This is a genomic window from Cellulomonas sp. (assembly GCF_965229465.1).
Lineage (GTDB): Bacteria > Actinomycetota > Actinomycetes > Actinomycetales > Cellulomonadaceae > Cellulomonas.
The window spans coordinates 3728705-3749983 of record NZ_OZ245882.1; the positions used below are offsets into that span (position 1 = coordinate 3728705).

21 protein-coding genes are annotated in these 21279 nt (G+C 73.0%); 20 read left to right on the forward strand and 1 reads right to left on the reverse strand.

What is annotated here, in order from left to right; translation table 11 throughout:
• The first annotated feature begins 8 nt into the window (after positions 1–8).
• The 8 genes from ACO06A_RS17650 to ACO06A_RS17685 all read left to right on the forward strand — a co-directional run bounded on the left by ACO06A_RS17650 (position 9) and on the right by ACO06A_RS17685 (position 8780).
• A complete protein-coding gene (locus ACO06A_RS17650) occupies positions 9–1025 on the forward strand; it encodes a tRNA (adenine-N1)-methyltransferase (protein ID WP_421733495.1) in 1017 nt (338 codons plus the stop codon).
• A 213-nt stretch (positions 1026–1238) separates the two neighbouring features.
• Positions 1239–2873, forward strand: a complete 1635-nt coding sequence (arc, locus tag ACO06A_RS17655) for a proteasome ATPase (protein ID WP_175349697.1) — start codon at positions 1239–1241, stop codon at positions 2871–2873.
• 50 nt (positions 2874–2923) lie between these two features.
• Positions 2924–4546 carry a depupylase/deamidase Dop gene (gene dop / locus ACO06A_RS17660; protein WP_421733496.1) on the forward strand — a complete coding sequence of 541 codons (1623 nt, stop codon included), beginning with the start codon at positions 2924–2926 and terminating at the stop codon, positions 4544–4546.
• A 118-nt stretch (positions 4547–4664) separates the two neighbouring features.
• Positions 4665–4862, forward strand: a complete 198-nt coding sequence (locus ACO06A_RS17665) for a ubiquitin-like protein Pup (protein ID WP_175349696.1) — start codon at positions 4665–4667, stop codon at positions 4860–4862.
• A 6-nt stretch (positions 4863–4868) separates the two neighbouring features.
• Positions 4869–5702, forward strand: coding sequence for a proteasome subunit beta (gene prcB, locus ACO06A_RS17670; protein WP_421733497.1), 834 nt, complete (start codon positions 4869–4871; stop codon positions 5700–5702).
• On the forward strand, positions 5699–6400 hold the full coding sequence (gene prcA / locus ACO06A_RS17675; protein WP_421733498.1) for a proteasome subunit alpha: 702 nt from the start codon (positions 5699–5701) through the stop codon (positions 6398–6400). Before prcB ends, prcA begins: the two co-directional genes overlap by 4 nt.
• A 43-nt stretch (positions 6401–6443) precedes the next feature.
• Positions 6444–7805 carry a Pup--protein ligase gene (gene pafA / locus ACO06A_RS17680; protein WP_175349693.1) on the forward strand — a complete coding sequence of 454 codons (1362 nt, stop codon included), beginning with the start codon at positions 6444–6446 and terminating at the stop codon, positions 7803–7805.
• Positions 7806–7895: 90 nt separating this feature from the next.
• Positions 7896–8780 (forward strand): FKBP-type peptidyl-prolyl cis-trans isomerase, encoded by an 885-nt coding sequence (locus ACO06A_RS17685; protein WP_421733500.1) that lies wholly within the window; start codon positions 7896–7898, stop codon positions 8778–8780.
• Here ACO06A_RS17685 and ACO06A_RS17690 read toward each other — a convergent pair.
• Complete coding sequence (locus tag ACO06A_RS17690) at positions 8777–9436, reverse strand: TIGR03085 family metal-binding protein (protein ID WP_421733501.1); 660 nt, start codon at positions 9434–9436, stop codon at positions 8777–8779. The two genes, ACO06A_RS17685 and ACO06A_RS17690, sit on opposite strands and share 4 nt — an antisense overlap.
• Before the next feature lie 103 nt (positions 9437–9539).
• On the opposite strand from ACO06A_RS17690, the gene ACO06A_RS17695 reads away from it, so the two are divergent.
• The 12 genes from ACO06A_RS17695 to lgt all read left to right on the forward strand — a co-directional run bounded on the left by ACO06A_RS17695 (position 9540) and on the right by lgt (position 21241).
• The gene (locus ACO06A_RS17695; RefSeq protein WP_421733502.1) at positions 9540–11420 is read left to right on the forward strand and encodes an ABC transporter ATP-binding protein; all 1881 of its coding nucleotides are present in this window, start codon (positions 9540–9542) and stop codon (positions 11418–11420) included.
• Positions 11417–13234, forward strand: coding sequence for an ABC transporter ATP-binding protein (locus ACO06A_RS17700; protein ID WP_421733503.1), 1818 nt, complete (start codon positions 11417–11419; stop codon positions 13232–13234). The genes ACO06A_RS17695 and ACO06A_RS17700 overlap by 4 nt, the downstream gene beginning before the upstream one ends.
• Positions 13235–13282: 48 nt before the next feature.
• Positions 13283–13684, forward strand: a complete 402-nt coding sequence (gene hisI / locus ACO06A_RS17705; protein ID WP_421733504.1) for a phosphoribosyl-AMP cyclohydrolase — start codon at positions 13283–13285, stop codon at positions 13682–13684.
• Positions 13681–15249 carry an anthranilate synthase component I gene (locus tag ACO06A_RS17710; RefSeq protein ID WP_421733505.1) on the forward strand — a complete coding sequence of 523 codons (1569 nt, stop codon included), beginning with the start codon at positions 13681–13683 and terminating at the stop codon, positions 15247–15249. The genes hisI and ACO06A_RS17710 overlap by 4 nt, the downstream gene beginning before the upstream one ends.
• Complete coding sequence (locus ACO06A_RS17715; RefSeq protein WP_421733506.1) at positions 15246–15836, forward strand: Trp biosynthesis-associated membrane protein; 591 nt, start codon at positions 15246–15248, stop codon at positions 15834–15836. The genes ACO06A_RS17710 and ACO06A_RS17715 overlap by 4 nt, the downstream gene beginning before the upstream one ends.
• A gap of 90 nt (positions 15837–15926) precedes the next feature.
• Positions 15927–16232, forward strand: a complete 306-nt coding sequence (locus ACO06A_RS17720) for an HGxxPAAW family protein (protein ID WP_421733507.1) — start codon at positions 15927–15929, stop codon at positions 16230–16232.
• 57 nt (positions 16233–16289) lie between these two features.
• Positions 16290–16820 carry a DUF4190 domain-containing protein gene (locus ACO06A_RS17725; protein WP_421733508.1) on the forward strand — a complete coding sequence of 177 codons (531 nt, stop codon included), beginning with the start codon at positions 16290–16292 and terminating at the stop codon, positions 16818–16820.
• Between the two features lies 1 nt (position 16821).
• The gene (locus tag ACO06A_RS17730) at positions 16822–17295 is read left to right on the forward strand and encodes a DUF2752 domain-containing protein (protein ID WP_421733509.1); all 474 of its coding nucleotides are present in this window, start codon (positions 16822–16824) and stop codon (positions 17293–17295) included.
• A 136-nt stretch (positions 17296–17431) separates the two neighbouring features.
• Positions 17432–18244, forward strand: coding sequence for an indole-3-glycerol phosphate synthase TrpC (gene trpC, locus ACO06A_RS17735; protein ID WP_421733510.1), 813 nt, complete (start codon positions 17432–17434; stop codon positions 18242–18244).
• Positions 18241–19557, forward strand: a complete 1317-nt coding sequence (gene trpB / locus ACO06A_RS17740; protein WP_421733511.1) for a tryptophan synthase subunit beta — start codon at positions 18241–18243, stop codon at positions 19555–19557. Before trpC ends, trpB begins: the two co-directional genes overlap by 4 nt.
• Entirely contained in the window at positions 19554–20363 is an 810-nt protein-coding gene (gene trpA / locus ACO06A_RS17745) for a tryptophan synthase subunit alpha (protein ID WP_421733512.1), read from the forward strand. Before trpB ends, trpA begins: the two co-directional genes overlap by 4 nt.
• Positions 20360–21241, forward strand: a complete 882-nt coding sequence (lgt, locus tag ACO06A_RS17750; RefSeq protein ID WP_421733513.1) for a prolipoprotein diacylglyceryl transferase — start codon at positions 20360–20362, stop codon at positions 21239–21241. Before trpA ends, lgt begins: the two co-directional genes overlap by 4 nt.
• Positions 21242–21279: the final 38 nt, after the last annotated feature.

A 21279-nucleotide genomic window follows, 5' to 3' on the forward strand; every position in this document is an offset into this window, starting at 1 on the left:
CGGGCACCGTGAACCCCGAGAAGACGTCCACCGGGGCCGCGCAGCGTCGCGGCCTCCTCCGTGCGGGCGACCGCGTGCAGCTCACCGACCCGCGCGGGCGGCTGCACACGATCACCCTCGCCGAGGGCGCGTCGTTCCACACGCACCGCGGCTACCTCAGCCACGACCTGCTGCTCGGTGCGCCCGAGGGCTCGGTGGTCCGCAACACCGCCGGCATCGAGTACCTCGCCGTGCGCCCGCTGCTCGCCGACTACGTCCTGTCCATGCCGCGCGGTGCCGCGGTCGTCTACCCCAAGGACTCCGGGCAGATCGTCGCGATGGCGGACATCTACCCGGGCGCCCGGGTGATCGAGGCGGGCGTCGGCTCCGGTGCGCTGACCATGTCGCTCCTGCGGGCGGTCGGCGACGCGGGCTCGCTGCACTCGATCGAGCGACGTGAGGACTTCGCGGCGATCGCGCGTGGCAACGTCGAGGGCTTCTTCGGCGGCCCGCACCCCGCGTGGGAGCTGTCGGTCGGGGACCTGTCCGACGTCCTGCCGACCGTGGCCGCCCCCGGCAGCGTGGACCGCGTGGTGCTCGACATGCTCGCCCCCTGGGAGAACCTCGACGCGGTGGCCCAGGCCCTCGCGCCCGGCGGCGTCTTCATCTCCTACGTCGCGACGACCACGCAGCTGTCGCGGCTGGCGGAGGACATCCGCACCGACGGGCGCTACACCGAGCCCGAGGCCTGGGAGTCGATGGTGCGCGGCTGGCACCTGGAGGGGCTCGCCGTGCGTCCGCAGCACCGGATGATCGGGCACACCGGCTTTCTGCTCACCACGCGCCGGCTCGCCGACGGTGTCGACGCACCGCAGCGCCGACGTCGTCCCGCCAAGGGCGCCTACCCGGTGGCACCCGACGGCGCGCCCGCGGTCGACGACTCCGAGCTCTGGTCGCCCGAGGCGATGGGGGAGCGGCTGGTCTCGGACAAGAAGCTGCGCCGCGCCCGCCGCGACGTGGGCCAGGCACCTCCCACCGAGGCCTGAGCGGGAGCGCAGCGGAGGGTGGGGGTCGCGGAGCGGCACCCGCCCGCAGCGGAGCGCAGGCTCGGGCCGACCATAGCCACCATCTGAGCCGCTCGCGCGCGTCGCGCACCGACGGTTGACACTGGTGGTTAGGGTCGTCGGACCAGCAGGCACAGCGCAGTGCACGGTGGACGGAGTCACGACCACGCACCACGCGGAACGGAGGCCGACGAGATGACCGATCCGGCAGCCCCTGGACGGGACCTGCACCGAGAGCTCACCCTGCTCTCGGCCAAGAACGAGCGGCTCAGCGATGCGCTGGTGGCCGCCCGCGAGCAGATCATCGACCTCAAGCGCCAGGTGGACGACCTGGCCAAGCCTCCCGGCACCTACGCCACGTTCCTCGGCTCACGCGCCGACGGCACGGTGGACATCGTGTCGTCCGGCCGCAAGATGCACGTCGGCGCCAGCCCGTCGCTGGACATCTCGCGCCTGCGGCCCGGCCAGGAGGTCATGCTCAACGAGGCCCTGACCGTCGTCGAGGCCGGCGGCTACGAAGAGGTCGGCGAGCTCGTCACGGTCAAGGAGCTGCTGGGCACGGACCGTGCGCTGGTGGTCGGCCGCGGCGACGAGGAGCGCGTCGTGCGCTTCGCCGGGCAGGTCAAGGACGCGCACGTGCGGATCGGCGATGCCCTGACCATCGACTCGCGCAGCGGCTTCGTCTTCGAGATCATCCCGCGCGCCGAGGTCGAGGAGCTGGTGCTCGAAGAGGTGCCGGACATCGACTACGAGGACATCGGCGGGCTCGGACCGCAGATCGAGGCCATCCGCGACGCCGTCGAGCTGCCGTTCCTGCACCCCGAGCTGTTCCTGGAGCACGGCCTGAAGCCACCCAAGGGGGTCCTGCTGTACGGGCCGCCCGGATGCGGCAAGACGCTCATCGCCAAGGCGGTCGCGCACTCGCTGGCTGCCACGGCGGCGGCGGCGCGCGGGGAGTCCACCGCGGACACGAAGAGCTTCTTCCTCAACGTCAAGGGCCCCGAGCTGCTCAACAAGTACGTCGGCGAGACCGAGCGCCACATCCGGCTGATCTTCGCCCGCGCCCGCGAGAAGGCGTCCCAGGGGCACCCGGTCGTCGTGTTCTTCGACGAGATGGAGTCGCTGTTCCGCACCCGCGGCACGGGCGTCTCCAGCGACGTCGAGACGACGATCGTGCCGCAGCTGCTCAGCGAGATCGATGGCGTCGAGCGGCTCGAGAACGTCATCGTCATCGGCGCCTCCAACCGCGAGGACATGATCGACCCGGCGATCCTGCGGCCCGGCCGCCTGGACGTGAAGATCAAGATCGAGCGGCCCGACGCCGAGGGTGCGCGCGAGATCTTCGGCAAGTACCTGGTGCCGACGCTGCCCATCCACCCGGACGACATCGCCGAGCACGGCGGGTCCGCCTCCGCGGCCGTGGAGGCGATGATCACCCGGGTCGTCGAGCGGATGTACACGGAGAGCGACGAGAACCGGTTCCTCGAGGTCACCTACGCCAGCGGCGACAAGGAGGTCCTGTACTTCAAGGACTTCAACTCCGGCGCGATGATCCAGAACGTCGTCGACCGCGCCAAGAAGTCGGCGATCAAGGACTTCCTCCAGAACGGTCAGCGCGGGATCCGCGTCGAGCACCTGCTCACCGCGTGCGTCGACGAGTTCCGTGAGAACGAGGACCTGCCGAACACCACCAACCCGGACGACTGGGCGCGCATCTCCGGCAAGAAGGGCGAGCGCATCGTCTTCATCCGGACGATCGTGCAGGGCAAGAAGGGCGCGGAGGGCTCGCGCACCATCGAGAACGTCACGAGCACCGGGCAGTACCTCTGACGGACGGACACGGGCACGGCCGCACTGTCACAGCACCCTAGGGTGGACGGGTGACCGTGCGCCGCGTGATGGGGATCGAGACCGAGTACGGGATCCTCCAGCCCGGACGTCCGCTGGCCAACCCGATGCTCCTGTCCAGCCACGTGGTCGCGGTGCACGCAGCCGCCCGCGAGGGTGCGCGCACCAAGGCACGCTGGGACTACGACGACGAGGACCCGCTGCACGACGCCCGCGGGTTCCACCTCCAGCGGGCGTCGGCCCACCCGTCGCTGCTCACGGACGACCCGGAGACGCCGGCGCCGTCGGGTGACGGACGGTCTCCGGACGGGCCGCAGGCGCTGCCCCGGGCGACCACCGAGGAGTACGAGGACCCCGGCGCCGCCAACGTCATCCTCACCAACGGCGCACGCCTCTACGTCGACCACGCGCACCCGGAGTACTCGTCGCCGGAGGTCACCAACCCGCTCGACGCCGTGCTGTGGGACCGCGCCGGCGAGCGCGTCATGCTCGCGTCGGTCCGCGCGCTCGCGTCGACCGCGGCGCTGCCCGACGTCGCCCTGTACAAGAACAACGTGGACGGCAAGGGCGCCACCTACGGCATGCACGAGAACTACCTCGTCGACCGGGCGGTGCCGTTCAACGACCTCGCGGCTCGGCTGATCCCGTTCTTCGTCACCCGCCAGGTGTTCACGGGGGCGGGCCGGGTCGGAGTGGGGCAGCGCGGCGAGGAGCCCGGGTTCCAGCTGTCGCAGCGCGCCGACTACATGGAGGCCGAGATCGGCCTGGAGACCACCCTGCGCCGCCCGATCATCAACACGCGCGACGAGCCCCACGCGGACCCGGACCGGTGGCGTCGGCTGCACGTGATCATCGGCGACGCGACCATGCTGGAGGCGGCCACGTACCTGCGGCTGGGCACCACGTCGCTCGTACTGTGGCTCATCGAGCGGGCGGTGGCCGAGGGCGGCGCCGGGGGAGCGCTCGCTGCGGTCGACCGGCTGGCCCTGCGCGACCCGGTGCACGCCGTCCACGTGGTCAGCCACGACGTGACGCTCACCGCGCGGCTCGAGCTGGCAGACGGTCGCCGGTTGACCGCGCTCGAGGTGCAGCGCGAGTACCTCGCGGCGGTGCTCACGGCGCTGGCGCACGTCGGCGACCCGACCGACGCGCAGACCGAGGACGTGCTGGCGCGATGGGAGTCGCTGCTCGACCGGCTCGAGACCGACCCGGCGTCGTGCGCGCGCGAGGTCGAGTGGCTGGCCAAGCTCCGGCTGCTGGAGGGGATGCGGCGACGTGACCAGCTGGCCTGGGACCACCCGCGACTGGCGGCGATGGACCTCCAGTGGTCCGACGTCCGGCCCGAGCGGGGCCTCTACCACCGGCTGGTCCAGGCCGGCGCCGTCGAGCTGCTGGTGACCGGCGAGCAGGTGGCGGACGCCGTCCTGCACCCACCGACGGACACCCGGGCGTACTTCCGGGGCGAGGCTGTGGCCCGCTATGGCAGCGAGATCTCGGCGGCGAGCTGGGACTCCGTCGTGTTCGACGTTCCCGGCGCCGCGACGCTCCAGCGCGTGCCGATGCGCGACCCGCTGCGGGGGACGCAGGCGCACGTGGGCGCGCTGCTGGACCGCAGCCCCGATGCCACGGCCCTGCTCGACGCGCTGGGCGCCTAGCGGCGGTCTCCCAAGTTCGCCCGGCCGCTCGTCCGCACCGTGGGCGTCGGGACCGGGAGCGTCGGAAGATGGGCCTAGGGTGGGCCTCAGCACGTCGTCTGGCACCCGGGAGGTCACCATGGCTGGTCAGGAACACGTACGCCCGCGCCGCGAGGACGCGGAGCCGGACGACGGCCCGGACACGCCCACCCCGGCAGCGCCCGCCGCGCAGTCGCGGGACGCGGAGGTGGACGCGCTGCTCGACGAGATCGACGACGTCCTGGAGTCCAACGCCGAGCAGTTCGTGCGCGGGTTCGTGCAGAAGGGTGGTCAGTGACCGCCGATGAGCTCACACGACACGTCCGCTTCCGGGCGGCTGCCGCACGCGTTCACGACCCCCGGCTCGTCGTCGTTCGTGGAGTTCCTGTCCGGCCACGCCCCGCAGCTGCTGCCGGGTAACCGCCCCGTCGGCGAGGTGCACGCGCCGCACGGCACCACGATCCTGGCGCTCGCCTTCGACGGCGGGATCGTCATGGCGGGCGACCGCCGGGCGACCATGGGCTCCATGATCGCGAGCCGGGAGATCGAGAAGGTCTTCCCGGCCGACGAGTACTCGGCCGTCGGCATCGCCGGCACCGCGGGGCTCGCCGTGGAGCTGGTCCGGCTGTTCCAGCTGGAGCTCGAGCACTACGAGAAGATCGAGGGCAGCCTGCTGTCGCTCGACGGCAAGGCCAACCGGCTCGCCACGATGATCCGCGGCAACCTCGGCATGGCGATGCAGGGTCTGGCCGTCGTGCCGCTGTTCGGCGGGTTCGACCTGGACCGTCGGCTCGGCCGGATCTTCTCCTACGACGTCACGGGCGGCCGCTACGAGGAGCACGACCACCACGCGGTGGGCTCCGGCTCGGTGTTCGCGCGCGGCTCGCTCAAGAAGCTGTGGCGCCCTGGTCTGGACGCCGTCGGTGCGGTCCGGGTGGCCGTCGAGGCCCTGGTCGACGCCGCCGACGACGACTCCGCCACGGGCGGACCCGACCACACGAGGGGCATCTGGCCGGTCGTCGCGACCGTCACGGAGTCCGGGTACCTGCGGGTCAGCGACGCCGACCTCGCCGCGGTCGCGGAGACGGTCGAGCAGGAACGCCGGCGCTCGCACGAGGGTCGGGGGGGTGCGCGATGAGCATGCCGTTCTACGTCTCGCCCGAGCAGCTGATGAAGGACCGGGCGGACTACGCGCGCAAGGGCATCGCCCGCGGTCGGTCCGTCGTGGTCCTGCAGTACGACGACGGGATCGCGTTCGCCACCGAGAACGCGTCGCGCGCGCTGCACAAGATCTCCGAGATCTACGACCGGATCGGCTTCGCGGCCGTCGGCAAGTACAACGAGTTCGAGAACCTCCGCGTGGCCGGCGTGCGCTACGCCGACCTGCGCGGCTACTCCTACGACCGTGAGGACGTCACCGCGCGCGGGCTGGCCAACGCCTACGCGCAGACCCTCGGCACGTCGTTCACCACCGAGTCCAAGCCGCTCGAGGTCGAGATCGTCGTGGCCGAGGTGGGGCGGGCGGCGGCCGGTGACCAGATCTACCGGCTCGCGTACGACGGCTCGGTGACCGACGAGCACGGCTACGTCGTGATGGGTGGCCAGGCCGAGCGGCTCGGCGGTCTGCTCGCGCAGGAGTGGCGCGCCGGGCTCACCCTGCCGGAGGTGCTCGCGCTCGCCGTGCGGACGCTCGGCTCACCGGCGGACGAGGCCAGCGAGGCTCGGACGATCCCCGCGGCGCAGCTCGAGGTCGCGGTGCTCGACCGGACGCGGCCGCGGCGCACCTTCCGGCGGCTCGCGGGGGCGTTGCTGGAGGACCTGCTCGACGCAGACTGACCGGAGCGGCGGCCGCGCGGGGTCGAACGGAGGGAGCACGGCGATGGACAGACGGATCTTCGGCCTGGAGACGGAGTACGGCGTGACGTGCGCCGCCCAGGACGGCCGCGGGCTCTCGGCCGACGAGGTCGCGCGCTACCTCTTCCGCAAGGTCGTCGCGTGGGGCCGCTCCTCCAACGTGTTCCTGCGCAACGGGTCGCGGCTGTACCTCGACGTCGGATCGCACCCCGAGTACGCGACCGCCGAGTGCGACGACGTGCGGCAGCTGGTCACGCACGACCGTGCGGGCGAGCGCATCCTCGAGGGGCTCGTCGCGGACGCGCAGCAGCGGCTCGAGCACGAGGGCCTGCCGGGCACCATCCACCTGTTCAAGAACAACACCGACTCGGCCGGGAACTCCTACGGCTGCCACGAGAACTACCTCGTGCGGCGGCAGGGCGACTTCTCGCGGCTGTCGGACGTGCTGGTCCCGTTCCTCATCACGCGCCAGATCCTCACGGGTGCCGGCAAGGTGCTGACTACCCCGCGCGGCGCCGTGTACTGCCTCTCGCAGCGGGCGGACCACATCTGGGAGGCGGTCTCCAGCGCCACCACCCGGTCCCGGCCGATCATCAACACGCGCGACGAGCCGCACGCGGACGCCGAGCACTACCGCCGCCTGCACGTGATCGTGGGCGACTCCTCGATGTCCGAGACCACGACGATGCTCAAGGTCGGCACGACGGACCTGCTGCTGCGGATGATCGAGGCCGGCGTGCCCATGCGGGAGATGGCGCTCGAGAACCCGATCCGCGCCATCCGGGAGATCAGTCACGACCTCACGGGCATGCACCCGGTGACCATGGCGAACGGCCGGACGGTCACCGCGATCGACCTCCAGGAGGAGTACCTCACCCGCGTGACGGACTTCCTGGCCTCCGAGGGCGGTCCGAGCCCGGAGAACAAGCAGGTGCTCGACCTGTGGGAGCGCGGGCTGCGCGCCATGCGTACGGGTGACCTGACGCTGGTGGACCGCGAGCTGGACTGGGTGATCAAGTACCGGCTCATCGAGCGGTACCGCGCCAAGCACGACCTGGAGCTGTCCGACGTCCGGGTGCAGCGCCTCGACCTGGCCTACCACGACATCTCCCGCACGGAGGGCCTCTACAACCTGCTGGCCGCCAAGGGCCTGGTCGAGCGGGTGACGACCGACCTGGAGATCTTCGAGGCGACCGCGGTGCCGCCGCAGACCACCCGGGCCAAGCTCCGGGGCGACTTCGTGCGTGCCGCCCAGGACGCGCGCCGCGACTACACCGTCGACTGGGTGCACCTCAAGCTCAACGACCAGGCCCAGCGCACCGTCCTGTGCAAGGACCCGTTCCGCAGCGTCGACGAGCGGGTGGACCGGCTCATCGAGTCCATGTAGCACCTGCCCTACAGCACGGCGCCGTACAGTGTGGCGGCCTGGATACAGCCCGACGCGCCCGCGCCGGGTCCCGCTGCGGGAAGGAACGACGTGCGACGACTGCAGGGCCGAGCCCTGGTCGCCGGTCTGGCGATCGCGCTGGTGACCCTCGCCGGCTGCACCACCCCGGAGACCGAACCCGCCGCCGTGACGGTGTCGGGGGAGCCCGGCGAGGCGCCGACGATCACCTACGTGACGCCGCTGCAGGTCGACGAGACGCGCACGGAGCAGATCTGGCCGGGCACGGGCGCCGAGCTGGTCGAGGGCGCGCCGGTGCTCATCGACTTCTGGCTCGAGGACGCCTCCGACGCGTCCCTGGTCAAGGAGAGCTACTCCACCAACCCGACGGCGATGCTGCTGACCGAGGAGGACCTCGGCACGGACCTGTACAAGACCCTGCGCGGTCAGCAGGTGGGTGCGCGGCTGCTCCAGGTGAGCCCGGGCAGCGGGTCGGGCGCGACGGACTACCCCACGGTGACCGTCGTCGACGTCCTGCCCACCCGCGCGGAGGGCACACCGGCACCGGTGCGCGCGGACCTGCCCGTGGTCACGCTGGACGCCTCGGGTTCCCCGTCGATCACCCCCACCGGCACCGAGCCGCCGGCCACGCTCGTCGCCCAGCCGCTGGTCCGCGGCTCCGGTGAGCAGGTGGGCGCCACCGACGTCGTGACCGTGCAGTACACGGGCTTCGCGTGGACGACGGGGGAGGCGTTCGACTCGACGTGGTCGCACGGGCTCCCGGTCTCGTTCTCCCTCCAGGACGTGCAGGCGTGGGCCGAGGGTCTGGTCGACCAGCCCGTGGGCAGCCAGGTGATGCTCGTCGTCCCGCCCACCTACGCGCTCGGCGTCACCGACAGCGAGGAGCTGGCCGGTCAGACGGTCGCGTTCGTGGTCGACATCCTGGCCACCGGGCACCCGGAGCAGGCGGCCGGCTAGCGGGAGGGCAGGACCTTCTCGATCGCCGCGACGTCGTCCCGGTCCCCGTCCACCTGGATGTCGGCGGCCGCGCCCCGTCCGAGCAGGTAGAGCGCCAGCTCACCGACGGCGCCGCGGACCACGACCGTGCCGTGCTCTCCGGAGAGGCCGCCCTTCGGCGAGCGCAGGTGGTGCCGGACGCCGTCCCCGCGGACGAGGACGACCCCCACCGGGAGCTTGCGCAGGCGCACCGTCCCCGACCGCTTCAGCTGGCTCCACAACGCCTCGACCAGCTCCGGGTCCAGCTCGCGCGCCGCCACCGGACCCGCGCCGCGGCGGACGTCCTCGGTGTGCACGAAGAACTCGATCACGTCGGTGGCCTCGGCGACCCACGCGGCCGGGTGCCACGCTGCCGGCCGGGTGGCAACGCGGGCCACCAGGTCCCGGTACGTGCCTTCGGTCGTCGCCTGGTCGGCGAGCGCGGCGATCCGGCTCTCGGCGAGAGCCGCGAGGGCGGGCACCGCGATCCCGGCACCCACCAGGGGGTTGCGCTCCCGGAGCACGATGTGCGCCGCGAGGTGGCGTGCCTGCCAGCCCTCGCACAGCGTCGGTGCGTCGGGGGTGACGTCGCGGAGGGCCTGCGCGAGCTGCTCGCGTTCGATCTCGTGCCAGGTCATCCCCGCAGGATCGCACGCGAGCGGGAGCGCCGCGTGACGGGTAAGCGCTCGCACCTCCGTGAGAGGATGACGGGACCCCCTGCGCTCCACGGAAGGTCCTGTCGTGCCCACGCGAGACGAGTCACCACGGTCGGTGGCGCTCACCGGCTCCGTCCCCCGTCGGGCCTTCCAGCTGATCGGCCGGGGCCTGCGCGCGCACCCGGGCACCTACGCCCTGGCCATCGGCACGTCGGCCGTCTTCGGCGTGCTCACGGTCGTGGTCAGCCGGGTGCTCGGCGCGGTGACGGACCAGGTCGTCGTCCCGGCGCTGGCGGGATCCGCGCAGGCGCGCGACCGGATCTGGCTGGCAGGTCTGGCGATCGCCCTCGTGGCGGTGACGCTGGCGGTGACCGTCGCCGGGCGGCGCATGTTCGCCGGCAAGGGGTACGCCCTGATCCAGGAGGACCACCGCGCCGCGGTGACGCGTCAGTACCTGCGGCTGCCCATGTCGTGGCACCGGCAGCACCCGACCGGGCAGCTCCTGTCCAACGCGAGCGCGGACGTCGAGGCCGCCACATCGGTGTTCAACCCGCTGCCGTTCGCGATCGGCGTCGTCGTGATGCTCGTGGTGGCGACGGTCGAGCTGGTGCGGACCGACCTGTGGCTGGCGCTGGCCGCGCTGCTGGTGCTGCCGCTCGCGGTGATCGCCAACGTCGTCTTCCAGCGCCGGATGTCACCCGCGGCGATCCGCGCGCAGCAGCTGCGCGCCGAGGTGGCCGACATCGCGCACGAGAGCTTCGAGGCGGCGGTGCTGGTCACGTCGCTCGGCACGGAAGCGCGCGAGGAGGCCCGGTTCGCGCAGCGGGCCGCGCAGCTGCGGGACGCCAACGTCCGCGTGGGCGTCGTGCGGGCGCTGTTCGACCCGGTGATCGACCTGCTCCCGAGCCTGGGGACGCTCCTGGTGCTGGTGGTCGGCACGGTGCAGATCCGCGCCGGGCGGGTGGGGACGGGCGACGTGGTCGCGGCCGCGTACCTGCTCACCCTGCTGGCGGTGCCGGTCCGTGCCTTCGGCTGGGTGCTCGGCGAGCTGCCGCGCGGCCTCGTCGGCTACGACCGGATCGCCCGCGTCATCGACTCGCACGGCGCCCTGAGCGTGGGGAGCACGCCGTGGTCGCCGACCGGGGGAGCCCGGGTCGAGCTGCGCGACGTCGGCCGCTCGGTGCCGCTGCCCGGCGGCGGGGAGCTGGAGCTGCTGCACGACATCGACCTCGACGTCCCCGCCGGCCGCACGATCGCGGTGGTCGGCCCGACGGGTGCGGGCAAGACGACCCTCGTGTCGCTGGTGAACCGGCTGTACGACCCGTCCCACGGCTCGGTGCACGTCGACGGCCTGGACCTGCGCGACGTGCGACCGGCCGACCTGGCGCGGCACGTGGCGCTGGTCTCGCAGTCCACGTTCGTGTTCGAGGACACCGTGCGCTCCAACGTCACGCTGGCCGACGACGGCGAGCCGGGCTCCCCGGACGACGACGCGGTCTGGGCCGCCCTCCGGCTGGCCCGGGTCGACGACGTCGTGCGCGCCCTGCCTGGTGGCCTGGACGCACCGCTCGGGGAGCGCGGCGCCAACCTGTCGGGCGGCCAGCGGCAGCGGCTCGCGCTCGCCCGTGCGCTGGTCAGGCGACCGGCGGTGCTCGTCCTCGACGACGCGACGTCCGCGGTCGACCCGCGCATCGAGCAGGCGATCCTGCGCGGCCTGCGGGGCGACGGTGCGGCCCAGAGCCCGACCGTGCTCCTGGTCGCGTACCGCATGTCCTCGGTGCTGCTGGCCGACGAGGTGGTGCACGTCGACGCCGGCCGGGTGGTCGACCGCGGGAGCCACGACGAGCTGCTGGCGCGCGACCCCGGGTACCGCGAGCTGGCGACGGCGTACGAGCAGGAGACGGCGCGACGCGCGGCGGAGGCCGCCGACGAGGGGGCCCTCGAGGTCGTGGAGGACCGGGCATGAGCGAGCAGCCGACCGACCACCGCATGGCGCCGGCCAGCTCGCTCGGCGTCCTGGCGACGCTGCGGCGCGGGATCCAGGTGTCGCCTCAGCTGCTGGTCGGCTGGCAGGTCACCGTCCTGCTGGCCGTCACCGCGTCCATCGGCCGCGTGCTGGTGCCGATCGCCGTGCAGCAGACCGTCGACACCGGGATCCTCGCCGAGGGCGGCCCGGACGTGCCGCGCGTCGTGGCGCTGGCCGGCGTGGCGGCCGTGGGGCTGCTGCTCGGCGCCGTCTGCTCGGCCTACGTCAACGTGCGGCTGTTCCGGTCGAGCGAGAGCGGTCTGCTGGCCCTGCGCACCCGGGCGTTCCGGCACGTGCACGACCTGTCCGTGCTCACGCAGAACACCGAGCGGCGGGGGTCGCTGGTCTCCCGCGTGACGTCGGACGTCGACACGATCTCGCTGTTCGTGCAGTGGGGCGGGATCATGCTGCTGGTCTCCGTCCTCCAGATCGCCGTCGCGACCGTGCTCATGTCGGTCTACTCCTGGCAGCTGACCCTGATCGTGTGGGCGGGGTTCGTCCCGCTCTTCCTGGTGCTCCAGCCGCTCCAGAAGCGGGTGAACGCCCGGTACACGGCGGTCCGGGAGCGCGTCGGCGGGATGCTGGGCGCCATCTCGGAGGCCGTCGTCGGCGCCGAGACGATCCGCTCCTACGGGGTCGCCGGGCGGACCCAGCGCCGGATCGACGCCGCGATCGCCGCGACGCGCGAGTCGATGGTGCGGGCGCAGAACCTGGTCGCCGCGGTGTTCTCCAGCGGCGTGCTCGTCGCCAACCTCGTGCTCGCCGTCGTGGTCGTCGCGGGCACCTACCTCGGCATCGGCGGCCAGATGTCCGTGGGCCGGCTGCTCGCCTTCCTGTTCCTGGTCCAGCTGTTCACCGGCCCGGTGCAGATGGCCACGGAGATCCTCAACGAGCTCCAGAACGCGGTGGCCGGGTGGCGCCGGGTGCTCGGCGTGCTGGAGACGCCGGTCGAGGTGGTGGACGCCGGCGCGGACGGGGTCCCCAGCCCGCGCGGCCCGGCGCACGTCGAGCTGCGCGGCGTCCAGTTCGCCTACCCGGACGGCCCCCCGGTGCTGCGGGACGTCGACGTGACCATCCCGTCAGGCACGTCGGTCGCGGTCGTGGGTGCCACGGGGTCGGGCAAGACGACGATCGCCAAGCTCGTCGCGCGGTTCATGGACCCGACGCAGGGGTCCGTGCTCCTGGACGGGGTCGACCTGCGGGACATCCCCGTCGCCGACCTGCGGCGACGCGTGGTGCTCGTGCCGCAGGAGGGCTTCCTGTTCGACGGCACCCTCGCGCAGAACGTGGCCTACGGACTGCGGCACGCGGACGGGACCACCACGGCGGCGGACGACGACGTGCGGATCCGTGCGGCGATCGAGGCGCTCGGCCTGGACGGCTGGGTGGACGAGCTGGCCGACGGCCTGGACACCCCGGTGGGCCAGCGCGGGGAGTCGCTGTCGGCGGGGGAGCGGCAGCTCGTCGCCCTGGCGCGGGCCTACCTGGCCGAGGCCGACCTCCTGCTGCTCGACGAGGCGACGTCGGCCGTCGACCCGGCGACCGAGGTGCGGATCGCCCGTGCCCTCGACTCGCTCACGCGTGGGCGCAGCACCCTGACCATCGCGCACCGGCTGTCGACGGCCGAGGCGGCGGACACCGTCGTGGTGGTCGACGCCGGTCGGGTGGTGGAGGTGGGGCACCACGACGAGCTCGTCGCGCGCGACGGCCACTACGCCGCGATGCACGCCGCCTGGGTGTCGCAGACCCGCTGACCGGTGGACGGATCCGTGCCCGTGGCCGCTGCGTGGCAGGATCGGGACGTGCCTTCCAGCCCCCCGGACACCCTCCTCGATCCCGCCGTCGCCGACCGCCTCAAGCGTGACGACCACGGCCTGGTGGCGGCGATCGTGCAGCAGCACGACTCGCGCGAGGTCCTCATGCTCGGCTGGATGGACGACGAGGCGCTGCGCCGCACCCTGACCACCGGCCGGGTGGTGTTCTGGAGCCGCTCGCGCCAGGAGTACTGGCGCAAGGGCGACACCTCCGGGCACGCCCAGTACGTCAAGGCGGTGAGCGTCGACTGCGACGGGGACGCGCTGCTCGTCGAGGTCGACCAGGTGGGCGCCGCCTGCCACACCGGAGCCCACACCTGCTTCGACGCGGGTGGCCCGCTGGCCGCCGTCGTCGGAACCCGCCCCACCGAGACCGGAGGAACCCTGTGACCGCGCCCGCCGTGCCCACCGACGTCACCGTCGCCGTGGTCCCCTGGGGGAGCACGTGGCCGACGATCGACGTGTTCCGGGGGCTCGCGCGCGACCGGCGGGTCATCCCCGTGGTGCGCCGTCTGCTCGCGGACGACGTCACGCCCGTCGGCCTCTACCGGACGCTCGCCGCCGGCCGCCCCGGGACGTTCATCCTCGAGTCCGCCGAGGCCGACGGGAGCTGGGACCGCTACTCCTTCGTCGGCGTCCGCTCGCGCGCCACGCTGACCGTCCGCGATGGCTCGGCGGTGTGGGTGGGCGACGTGCCCGTCGGGGTGCCCACCGACGGTGACGCCCTCGACGTCCTCGAGCGCACCCTCGACGCGCTGCGCACGCCCGCCATCGCCGGCCTGCCGCCGCTGACGAGCGGGCTGGTGGGTGCGCTGGGCTGGGACATCGTGCGGCACTGGGAGCCGACCCTGCCCGCGAACGCCCCGGACGAGCTCGGCGTCCCGGAGCTCACGCTGCTGCTGGCCACGGACCTCGCCGTCGTCGACCACCACGACGGCTCGGTCTGGCTGATCGCCAACGCCATCAACTTCGACGACACGGACGACCGCGTGGACGACGCGCACGCCGACGCGGTCGCCCGGATCGACGCGATGGAGGCGGCCCTGCTGGAGCCGACCGAGTCGGCGGTCGCCGTCCTGGCGGACGTCGCCGAGCCCGAGCTGGCGTTCCGGTCCACGCGCCAGGAGTTCGAGGACGCCGTGCGCACCGGCCAGGAGGCCATCCGCGAGGGCGACGTGTTCCAGGTGGTCCTCTCGCAGCGCCTGGACCTGGACTGCCCGGCGGAGCCGCTGGACGTCTACCGCGTGCTGCGCACCATCAACCCGAGCCCGTACATGTACTACCTCCAGCTCCAGGACGCGGACGGGCGGGACTTCGCCGTCGTCGGTTCCAGCCCGGAGACTCTGGTGAAGGTCACGTCGGGGCGGGTGGTGACGTTCCCGATCGCCGGCTCACGACCGCGGGGTGCCACGCCGGACGAGGACCGTCGCCTCCAGGAGGAGGTGCTCGCCGACCCCAAGGAGCGGGCCGAGCACATCATGCTCGTCGACCTGTCCCGCAACGACCTGGTCAAGGTCTGCGAACCCACCAGCGTCGAGGTCGTCGAGTTCATGGCGGTCAAGCGGTACTCGCACATCATGCACATCTGCTCGACCGTCGTCGGTCGGCTGCGCGAGGGAGCGACCGCCCTCCAGACCCTCGTCGCGACGTTCCCGGCGGGCACGCTCTCGGGCGCACCCAAGCCGCGGGCGATCGCCCTCATCGACGAGATCGAGCCCGCCCGGCGCGGCATCTACGGCGGCACCGTGGGCTACTTCGACTTCGCCGGGGACATGGACATGGCAATCGCCATCCGGACCGCGCTGATCCGCGAGGGCCGCGCGAGCGTGCAGGCCGGTGGCGGCATCGTCGCGGACTCCGTGCCGGCGCTGGAGTACGAGGAGTCGCGCAACAAGGCGGCCGCGGCCGTGCGCGCCGTGCAGATCGCCTCCCGGCTGCGGCGGGCGGGCGCGTGACGGTTCCGGCGCACGCCGCCCGGCCGCGTCGGTCGGGGCGTGGCCGCGTCGCCGGGCCGCTGCTCCTGCTCGCCGGCCTGACCGCCCTGGTCGCCGTGCCCACGTGGTTCACGACGACCGGCACGACCGCGCTGCAGGGCACCGTGACCGTGCAGGCCGCGGGCTCCCAGGTGGCACCCGCGATCCTCGCGGCCGCGGTCGCGATCCTCGCCGCGGTGGCCGCCGTGGGGCTGGTCGGTCGCGCCGGGCGCTGGGTGGTGGCGGCCGTCGTCGTCGCGTGCGGCGTGCTCGTCGTCGGGACCACCCTCGGCGTGCTCGGGGACCCGGAGGCGGCGGTGATCCCCGTCGTCGCGGCGGAGACCGGCGTGGGCAAGCTTGCCGGGCCGGTGACGACGAGCGTCTGGCCCTGGCTCGCCGTCGCGGTGGGGGTGCTCGACGTCCTCGCCGGGGTGTGGCTCGTCGTGGCGTCACGTGCGTGGTCCGGACCGTCGCGGAGGCACGAGAACGTCGCCAACGCGGCGACACCGACCACACCCGACGAGCGGTCCGACTGGGACGCTCTCACCAGGGGCGACGACCCCTCCTGACGTGCGGTCCGACTCGTCCGCCGTGTGCCGGACGGTGCCCGGAGGGTCGGATAGGGTGAGCGGAGAACCGAGCACGGAGGGCACCCACTGATGGCCGACAACACCCTGGCGCACCGCGCACAGAACGCCACGACGACCGAGGCGATGCACCTGCCGCCGACGGCCGCCCCGACCAACCACGGCAAGACGCTCGCGGCCTGGTTCACGACCTACGGCGTGATCATCGCGTTCACGCTGGCCGGTCTCGGCGTGCTGTTCGCGCTGGTCTGGCTGTTCTGGGTCGGCATGGCCCTGGTTGCCCTCGTCCTGATCGGCGGCAAGGTGCTCCAGGTGTCCGGCCACGGCCAGGGCGGCGCCAAGACGCGTGCCCGGCAGGCACGCACCGGCGGGCACTGACCCGTCCGTTCCACCGCCGCTCGGGAACCGGGTGGCGCACGCGACCCAGGAGGACCGATGTCGACCCCCAACGAGCCGCAGAACCCGTACGGCAGCGGAGATCCGCAGAACCCGAGCGGAGCGCCGCAGGACCCGACCGGGGCTCCGCAGTACCCGGCCGCCCCGCCGCCGCCGCCTCAGCCGCAGTACCCGTCGGCGCCGTACCCGGCGACCGGGGGCACTCCGCAGTACCCCGCGGCCACCCCGTACGGCTCGGCGCCCGGCTACCAGCAGCCCGCGCCGGCGTACGGCGGCGGCTACGTCTACCCGAAGAACAGCCTCGCGGTCTGGTCGCTGGTCCTCGGCATCGTGTCCTTCGTGCTGTCGTGCGGGCTGTTCACCGGCATCCCCGCGGTGATCGTCGGCAACAACGCCAAGAAGGCGGTCGCCCGCGGCGAGGCGAACAACGGCGGCATGGCCACGGCCGGCGTCATCCTGGGCTGGATCGCGATCGTGCTCTCGGTGCTCGGGATCATCCTGTTCGCCGTGCTGTTCTCGAACGCAGACTTCCGCGACGCGTTCAACGACAACTACACGTACTCCAACTGACGTGGCGACCGTCGACGACGGTCGCCTCCCACAGCCGACCGGCCCGCTCCTGTCCGACGCACCCGCGCCGGCCGTGGCGGGCCGTCGTGCGTCCGTCCGAGGCCCCCTGGTCGGCGGGGCGGTCGTGCTCGCGGCGACCGTGCTGGTCGCGGTGCGGGACCCGCACGCCACCGGCAGCTACGGCGTGTGCCCGCTGTACGCGCTCACGGGGCTGTGGTGCCCGGCGTGCGGCGGCCTCCGGGCGACGCACGACCTGGCGCACGGCGACCTGGCCGGTGCCTGGTCGATGAACCCGCTCTGGGTGCTCGCGGTCCCGGTCGTGCTCGCGCTCTGGGGCCGTCTGGTGGTGCTCCGCGCCCAGGGACGCCCGGTGCGGCCGGCTCCGGTCTGGGCCGCGTGGGCGTTCCTGGCGGTGATCGTCGCGTTCGGCGTGCTGCGCAACGTCCCGGCCCTCGCGCCGTGGCTGGCGCCCTGACGGACGGCGATGTCCAGTACGCGGCTTGTGGTCGGGGTCACTCCCGGACCGCCCTACGATGTGGCGCAGGGCCACAGCCACGTTCGGAAGCGAGCACGGTGGTCCGTAGTCGACCGGGGGAGAAGGTGAGTTGTCGATGACCGTGCTGGACGACATCGTCGCGGGAGTCAGGCAGGACCTCGCCGTCCGGGAGCAGGCCACGCCGCTCGCGACGGTCAAGGAGCGGGCGCACCGTCGTGAGTCCGCGATCGAGTGCGTCGGCCGTCTGCGCGCCGAGGACGCCGTCCGCGTCATCGCCGAGGTCAAGAGGTCGAGCCCGAGCAAGGGTGCTCTGGCTACCATCAAGGACCCCGCCGCGCTGGCCGCCGAGTACGAGAAGGGGGGCGCCGCGGTCATCTCGGTGCTCACCGAGGAGCGTCGGTTCCACGGCTCGCTCGCGGACCTGGACGCGGTCCGTGCCCGGGTGGAGATCCCCGTCCTGCGCAAGGACTTCATCGTCACGCCGTACCAGGTGTGGGAGGCGCGCGCGCACGGCGCCGACCTGGTCCTGCTCATCGTCGCCGCGCTCGAGCAGACCGTGCTGGAGTCGCTGGTGGAGCGCGTGCACTCCCTGGGCATGACCGCCCTGGTCGAGGTGCACGACGTGGAGGAGGTCTCCCGGGCCGCCGACGCCGGTGCCCGGGTGATCGGCGTGAACGCCCGCGACCTGCGCTCGCTCGAGGTGGACCGCACCACGTTCGCCCGGGTCGCGCCCGCCATCCCGTCGCACATCGTGAAGATCGCGGAGTCCGGTGTCCGCGGCCCGCACGACGTCATGGACTACGCGCGCGCCGGCGCCGACGCGGTGCTGGTCGGCGAGGCCCTGGTCACCGACGACGCCCCGCGCGAGTCCGTCGCCGACCTCGTCGCAGCAGGTGCCCACCCGTCCCTCCGGGCGGTACGGCAGTGACCGGTCGGCCGACCGTCGGCCCGCTCTCGGACAAGCTCCTCGAGGCCACGGCGAGCGGTCCGCTGTCCACGCACGCGGGGCCGTACTTCGGCCAGTTCGGTGGGCGGTTCGTGCCCGAGGCGCTGATCGCGGCGCTGGACGAGCTGGACACCGAGTACCACAAGGCGTTGACCGACCCGGCGTTCGGGCGCGAGCTGGCCCGCCTGCACCGCACCTACACCGGCCGGCCGAGCCCGCTCACCGAGGTGCCGCGGTTCGCCCAGCACGTGGCGCCCGGCGTGCGGGTGTTCCTCAAGCGCGAGGACCTCAACCACACCGGCTCGCACAAGATCAACAACGTGCTCGGGCAGGCCCTGCTGGTCAAGCGCATGGGCAAGACGCGCGTGATCGCGGAGACCGGGGCCGGCCAGCACGGCGTCGCCACGGCGACCGCGGCGGCGCTGCTCGACCTCGAGTGCGTCGTGTACATGGGCGAGGAGGACACCCGCCGGCAGGCGCTGAACGTGGCGCGCATGAAGCTGCTCGGCGCCGAGGTCATCCCCGTGACCATCGGCACGCGGACGCTCAAGGACGCGATCAACGAGGCGCTGCGCGACTGGGTGGCCAACGTCGAGACGACGCACTACCTGCTGGGCACCGTCACCGGACCGCACCCGTTCCCCGAGATGGTGCGCGACTTCCACAAGATCATCGGCGAGGAGGCCAGGGCCCAGCTCCTCGAGGAGATCGGCCGGCTGCCCGACGCCGTCGCCGCGTGCGTCGGCGGGGGATCCAACGCGATGGGCATCTTCAACGCGTTCCTCGACGACCCCGACGTGCGGCTGTTCGGTTTCGAGGCGGGCGGCGCGGGGATCTCGTCGGGCCGGCACGCGGCGCGGTTCTCGGGCGGGCAGCCCGGCGTCCTGCACGGCGCCAAGTCCTACCTGCTCCAGGACGAGGACGGCCAGACGCTGCCCAGCCACTCGGTCTCGGCCGGCCTGGACTACCCGAGCGTCGGGCCCGAGCACGCGTGGCTGCACGACATCGGGCGCGCGGAGTACCGGCCGGTCACGGACGACGAGGCCATGGAGGCGTTCCGCGTCCTGTGCCGGACCGAGGGGATCATCCCGGCGATCGAGTCGGCGCACGCCCTGGCCGGCGCGATCCAGCTGGGCCAGGAGCTCACCGGCTGGACCGGCGACGACGGTCACGAGCCCGTGCTCCTGATCAACCTGTCCGGGCGCGGCGACAAGGACGTGGCCACCGCCGCGGCGTGGTTCGACCTCATCGAGGACGAGCCCGTGGTGCTGGCCGACCAAGGAGAGCAGCTGTGAGCACGGTCGCCCTCCGGTCGCAGGTCGCGGAGCACCTCGACGCCCTGGGGCGCGCGGCGCTCATCGGGTACCTGCCCGTGGGCTACCCGTCGCTGGACGGGTCCGTGGCGGCCGTCCGGACGATGATCGACGCGGGCGTGGACGTCGTCGAGCTCGGCGTGCCGTACAGCGACCCGGTGATGGACGGCCCGGTCATCCAGCGCGCGGTCGACGCGGCGCTGGCCGGCGGCACGCGCGTCGGCGACACCATCCGTGCCGTCGAGCAGGTGGCCGGCCGTGGCGCCCCCGTGCTGGTCATGACCTACTGGAACCTCGTCCTGCGGTACGGGGTGGACGCGTTCGCGCGGGACCTCGCCGCGGCCGGCGGTGCGGGGCTGATCACGCCGGACCTCATCCCCGACGAGGCCTCGGAGTGGATCGCCGCGTCGGACACGCACGGGCTGGACCGCGTGTTCCTGGTGGCGCCCAGCTCGACGCCCGAGCGCCTCGCCTCGACCGCGGCCGCGTCCCGCGGGTTCGTCTACGCCGCCTCGACCATGGGCGTGACGGGGGAGCGCACGACGCTGGGAAACCGCGCCGAGCAGCTGGTCGCCGACACCCGGGCCGCCGGCGCCGCGCACGTGTGCGTCGGCCTCGGGGTGTCCCGTCCCGACCAGGCCGCCGACGTGGCCCGGTACGCCGACGGCGTCATCGTCGGCACCGCCCTGGTCCGCACGCTGCTGGACGCCCCCGACGAGGCCACGGGTCTCGTCGAGCTCGCCCGGGTCACGTCGGCCCTCGCCGACGGCGTGAGGTCCGCGCGATGACCGCCCTGCTCCCGGCCGCCATCCCGAGCCCGTCGCAGGGCGTCTGGCACCTCGGACCGTTCCCGCTGCGCGCCTACGCGTTCGCGATCCTGCTCGGCATCGTCGTCGCCCTCTGGATGACGCGCCGTCGCTGGATCGAGCGCGGGGGAGACCCCGACACCACCCTGGAGATCGCGTTCTGGGCCGTGCCGTTCGGCATCGTCGGCGGGCGGATCTACCACGTCATCACCTCCCCGGACGCGTACTTCGGCGTCGGCGGGGAGCCGATCCGTGCCCTGTACATCTGGGAGGGCGGCCTCGGGATCTGGGGGGCCGTGGCCTTCGGCGGCGTCGGCGCCTGGATCGGTGCGCATCGCCAGGGTGTCCGGCTCCCCCCCTGGGCGGACGCCCTCGCGCCGGGCCTGCTGGTCGCGCAGGCGCTGGGGCGGCTGGGCAACTGGTTCAACCAGGAGCTCTTCGGTGCTCCCACCACACTGCCGTGGGGCCTGCAGATCGACGCCGCGAACATGCCGGTGGGCGACCCCGCGGGCACGCTCTACCACCCGACGTTCCTCTACGAGATGCTCTGGAACCTCGGCGGCGCCGCCCTGCTCATCTGGGCAGACCGTCGGTTCAAGCTCGGCTACGGCCGCGTGTTCTGGCTCTACGTCGTCATCTACACCAGCGGACGGCTCTGGATCGAGCTGCTCCGCATCGACCCCGCCCACGAGTGGCTGGGGCTGCGGATCAACGTCTGGACGTCGATCATCGTCGGTCTCGGAGCGCTGGTAGCGTTCGTGGTGGTCGGGCGCCGGCACCCAGGACGTGACACGACCCTCCTGCTGGCACCCCCGACCGTGCAGGACGACGAGGAGATCGCGACCGATCCCGCCCGCTGACCCGCGGGCTCTGGTCGCCGCTCCGCACGACGATGCAG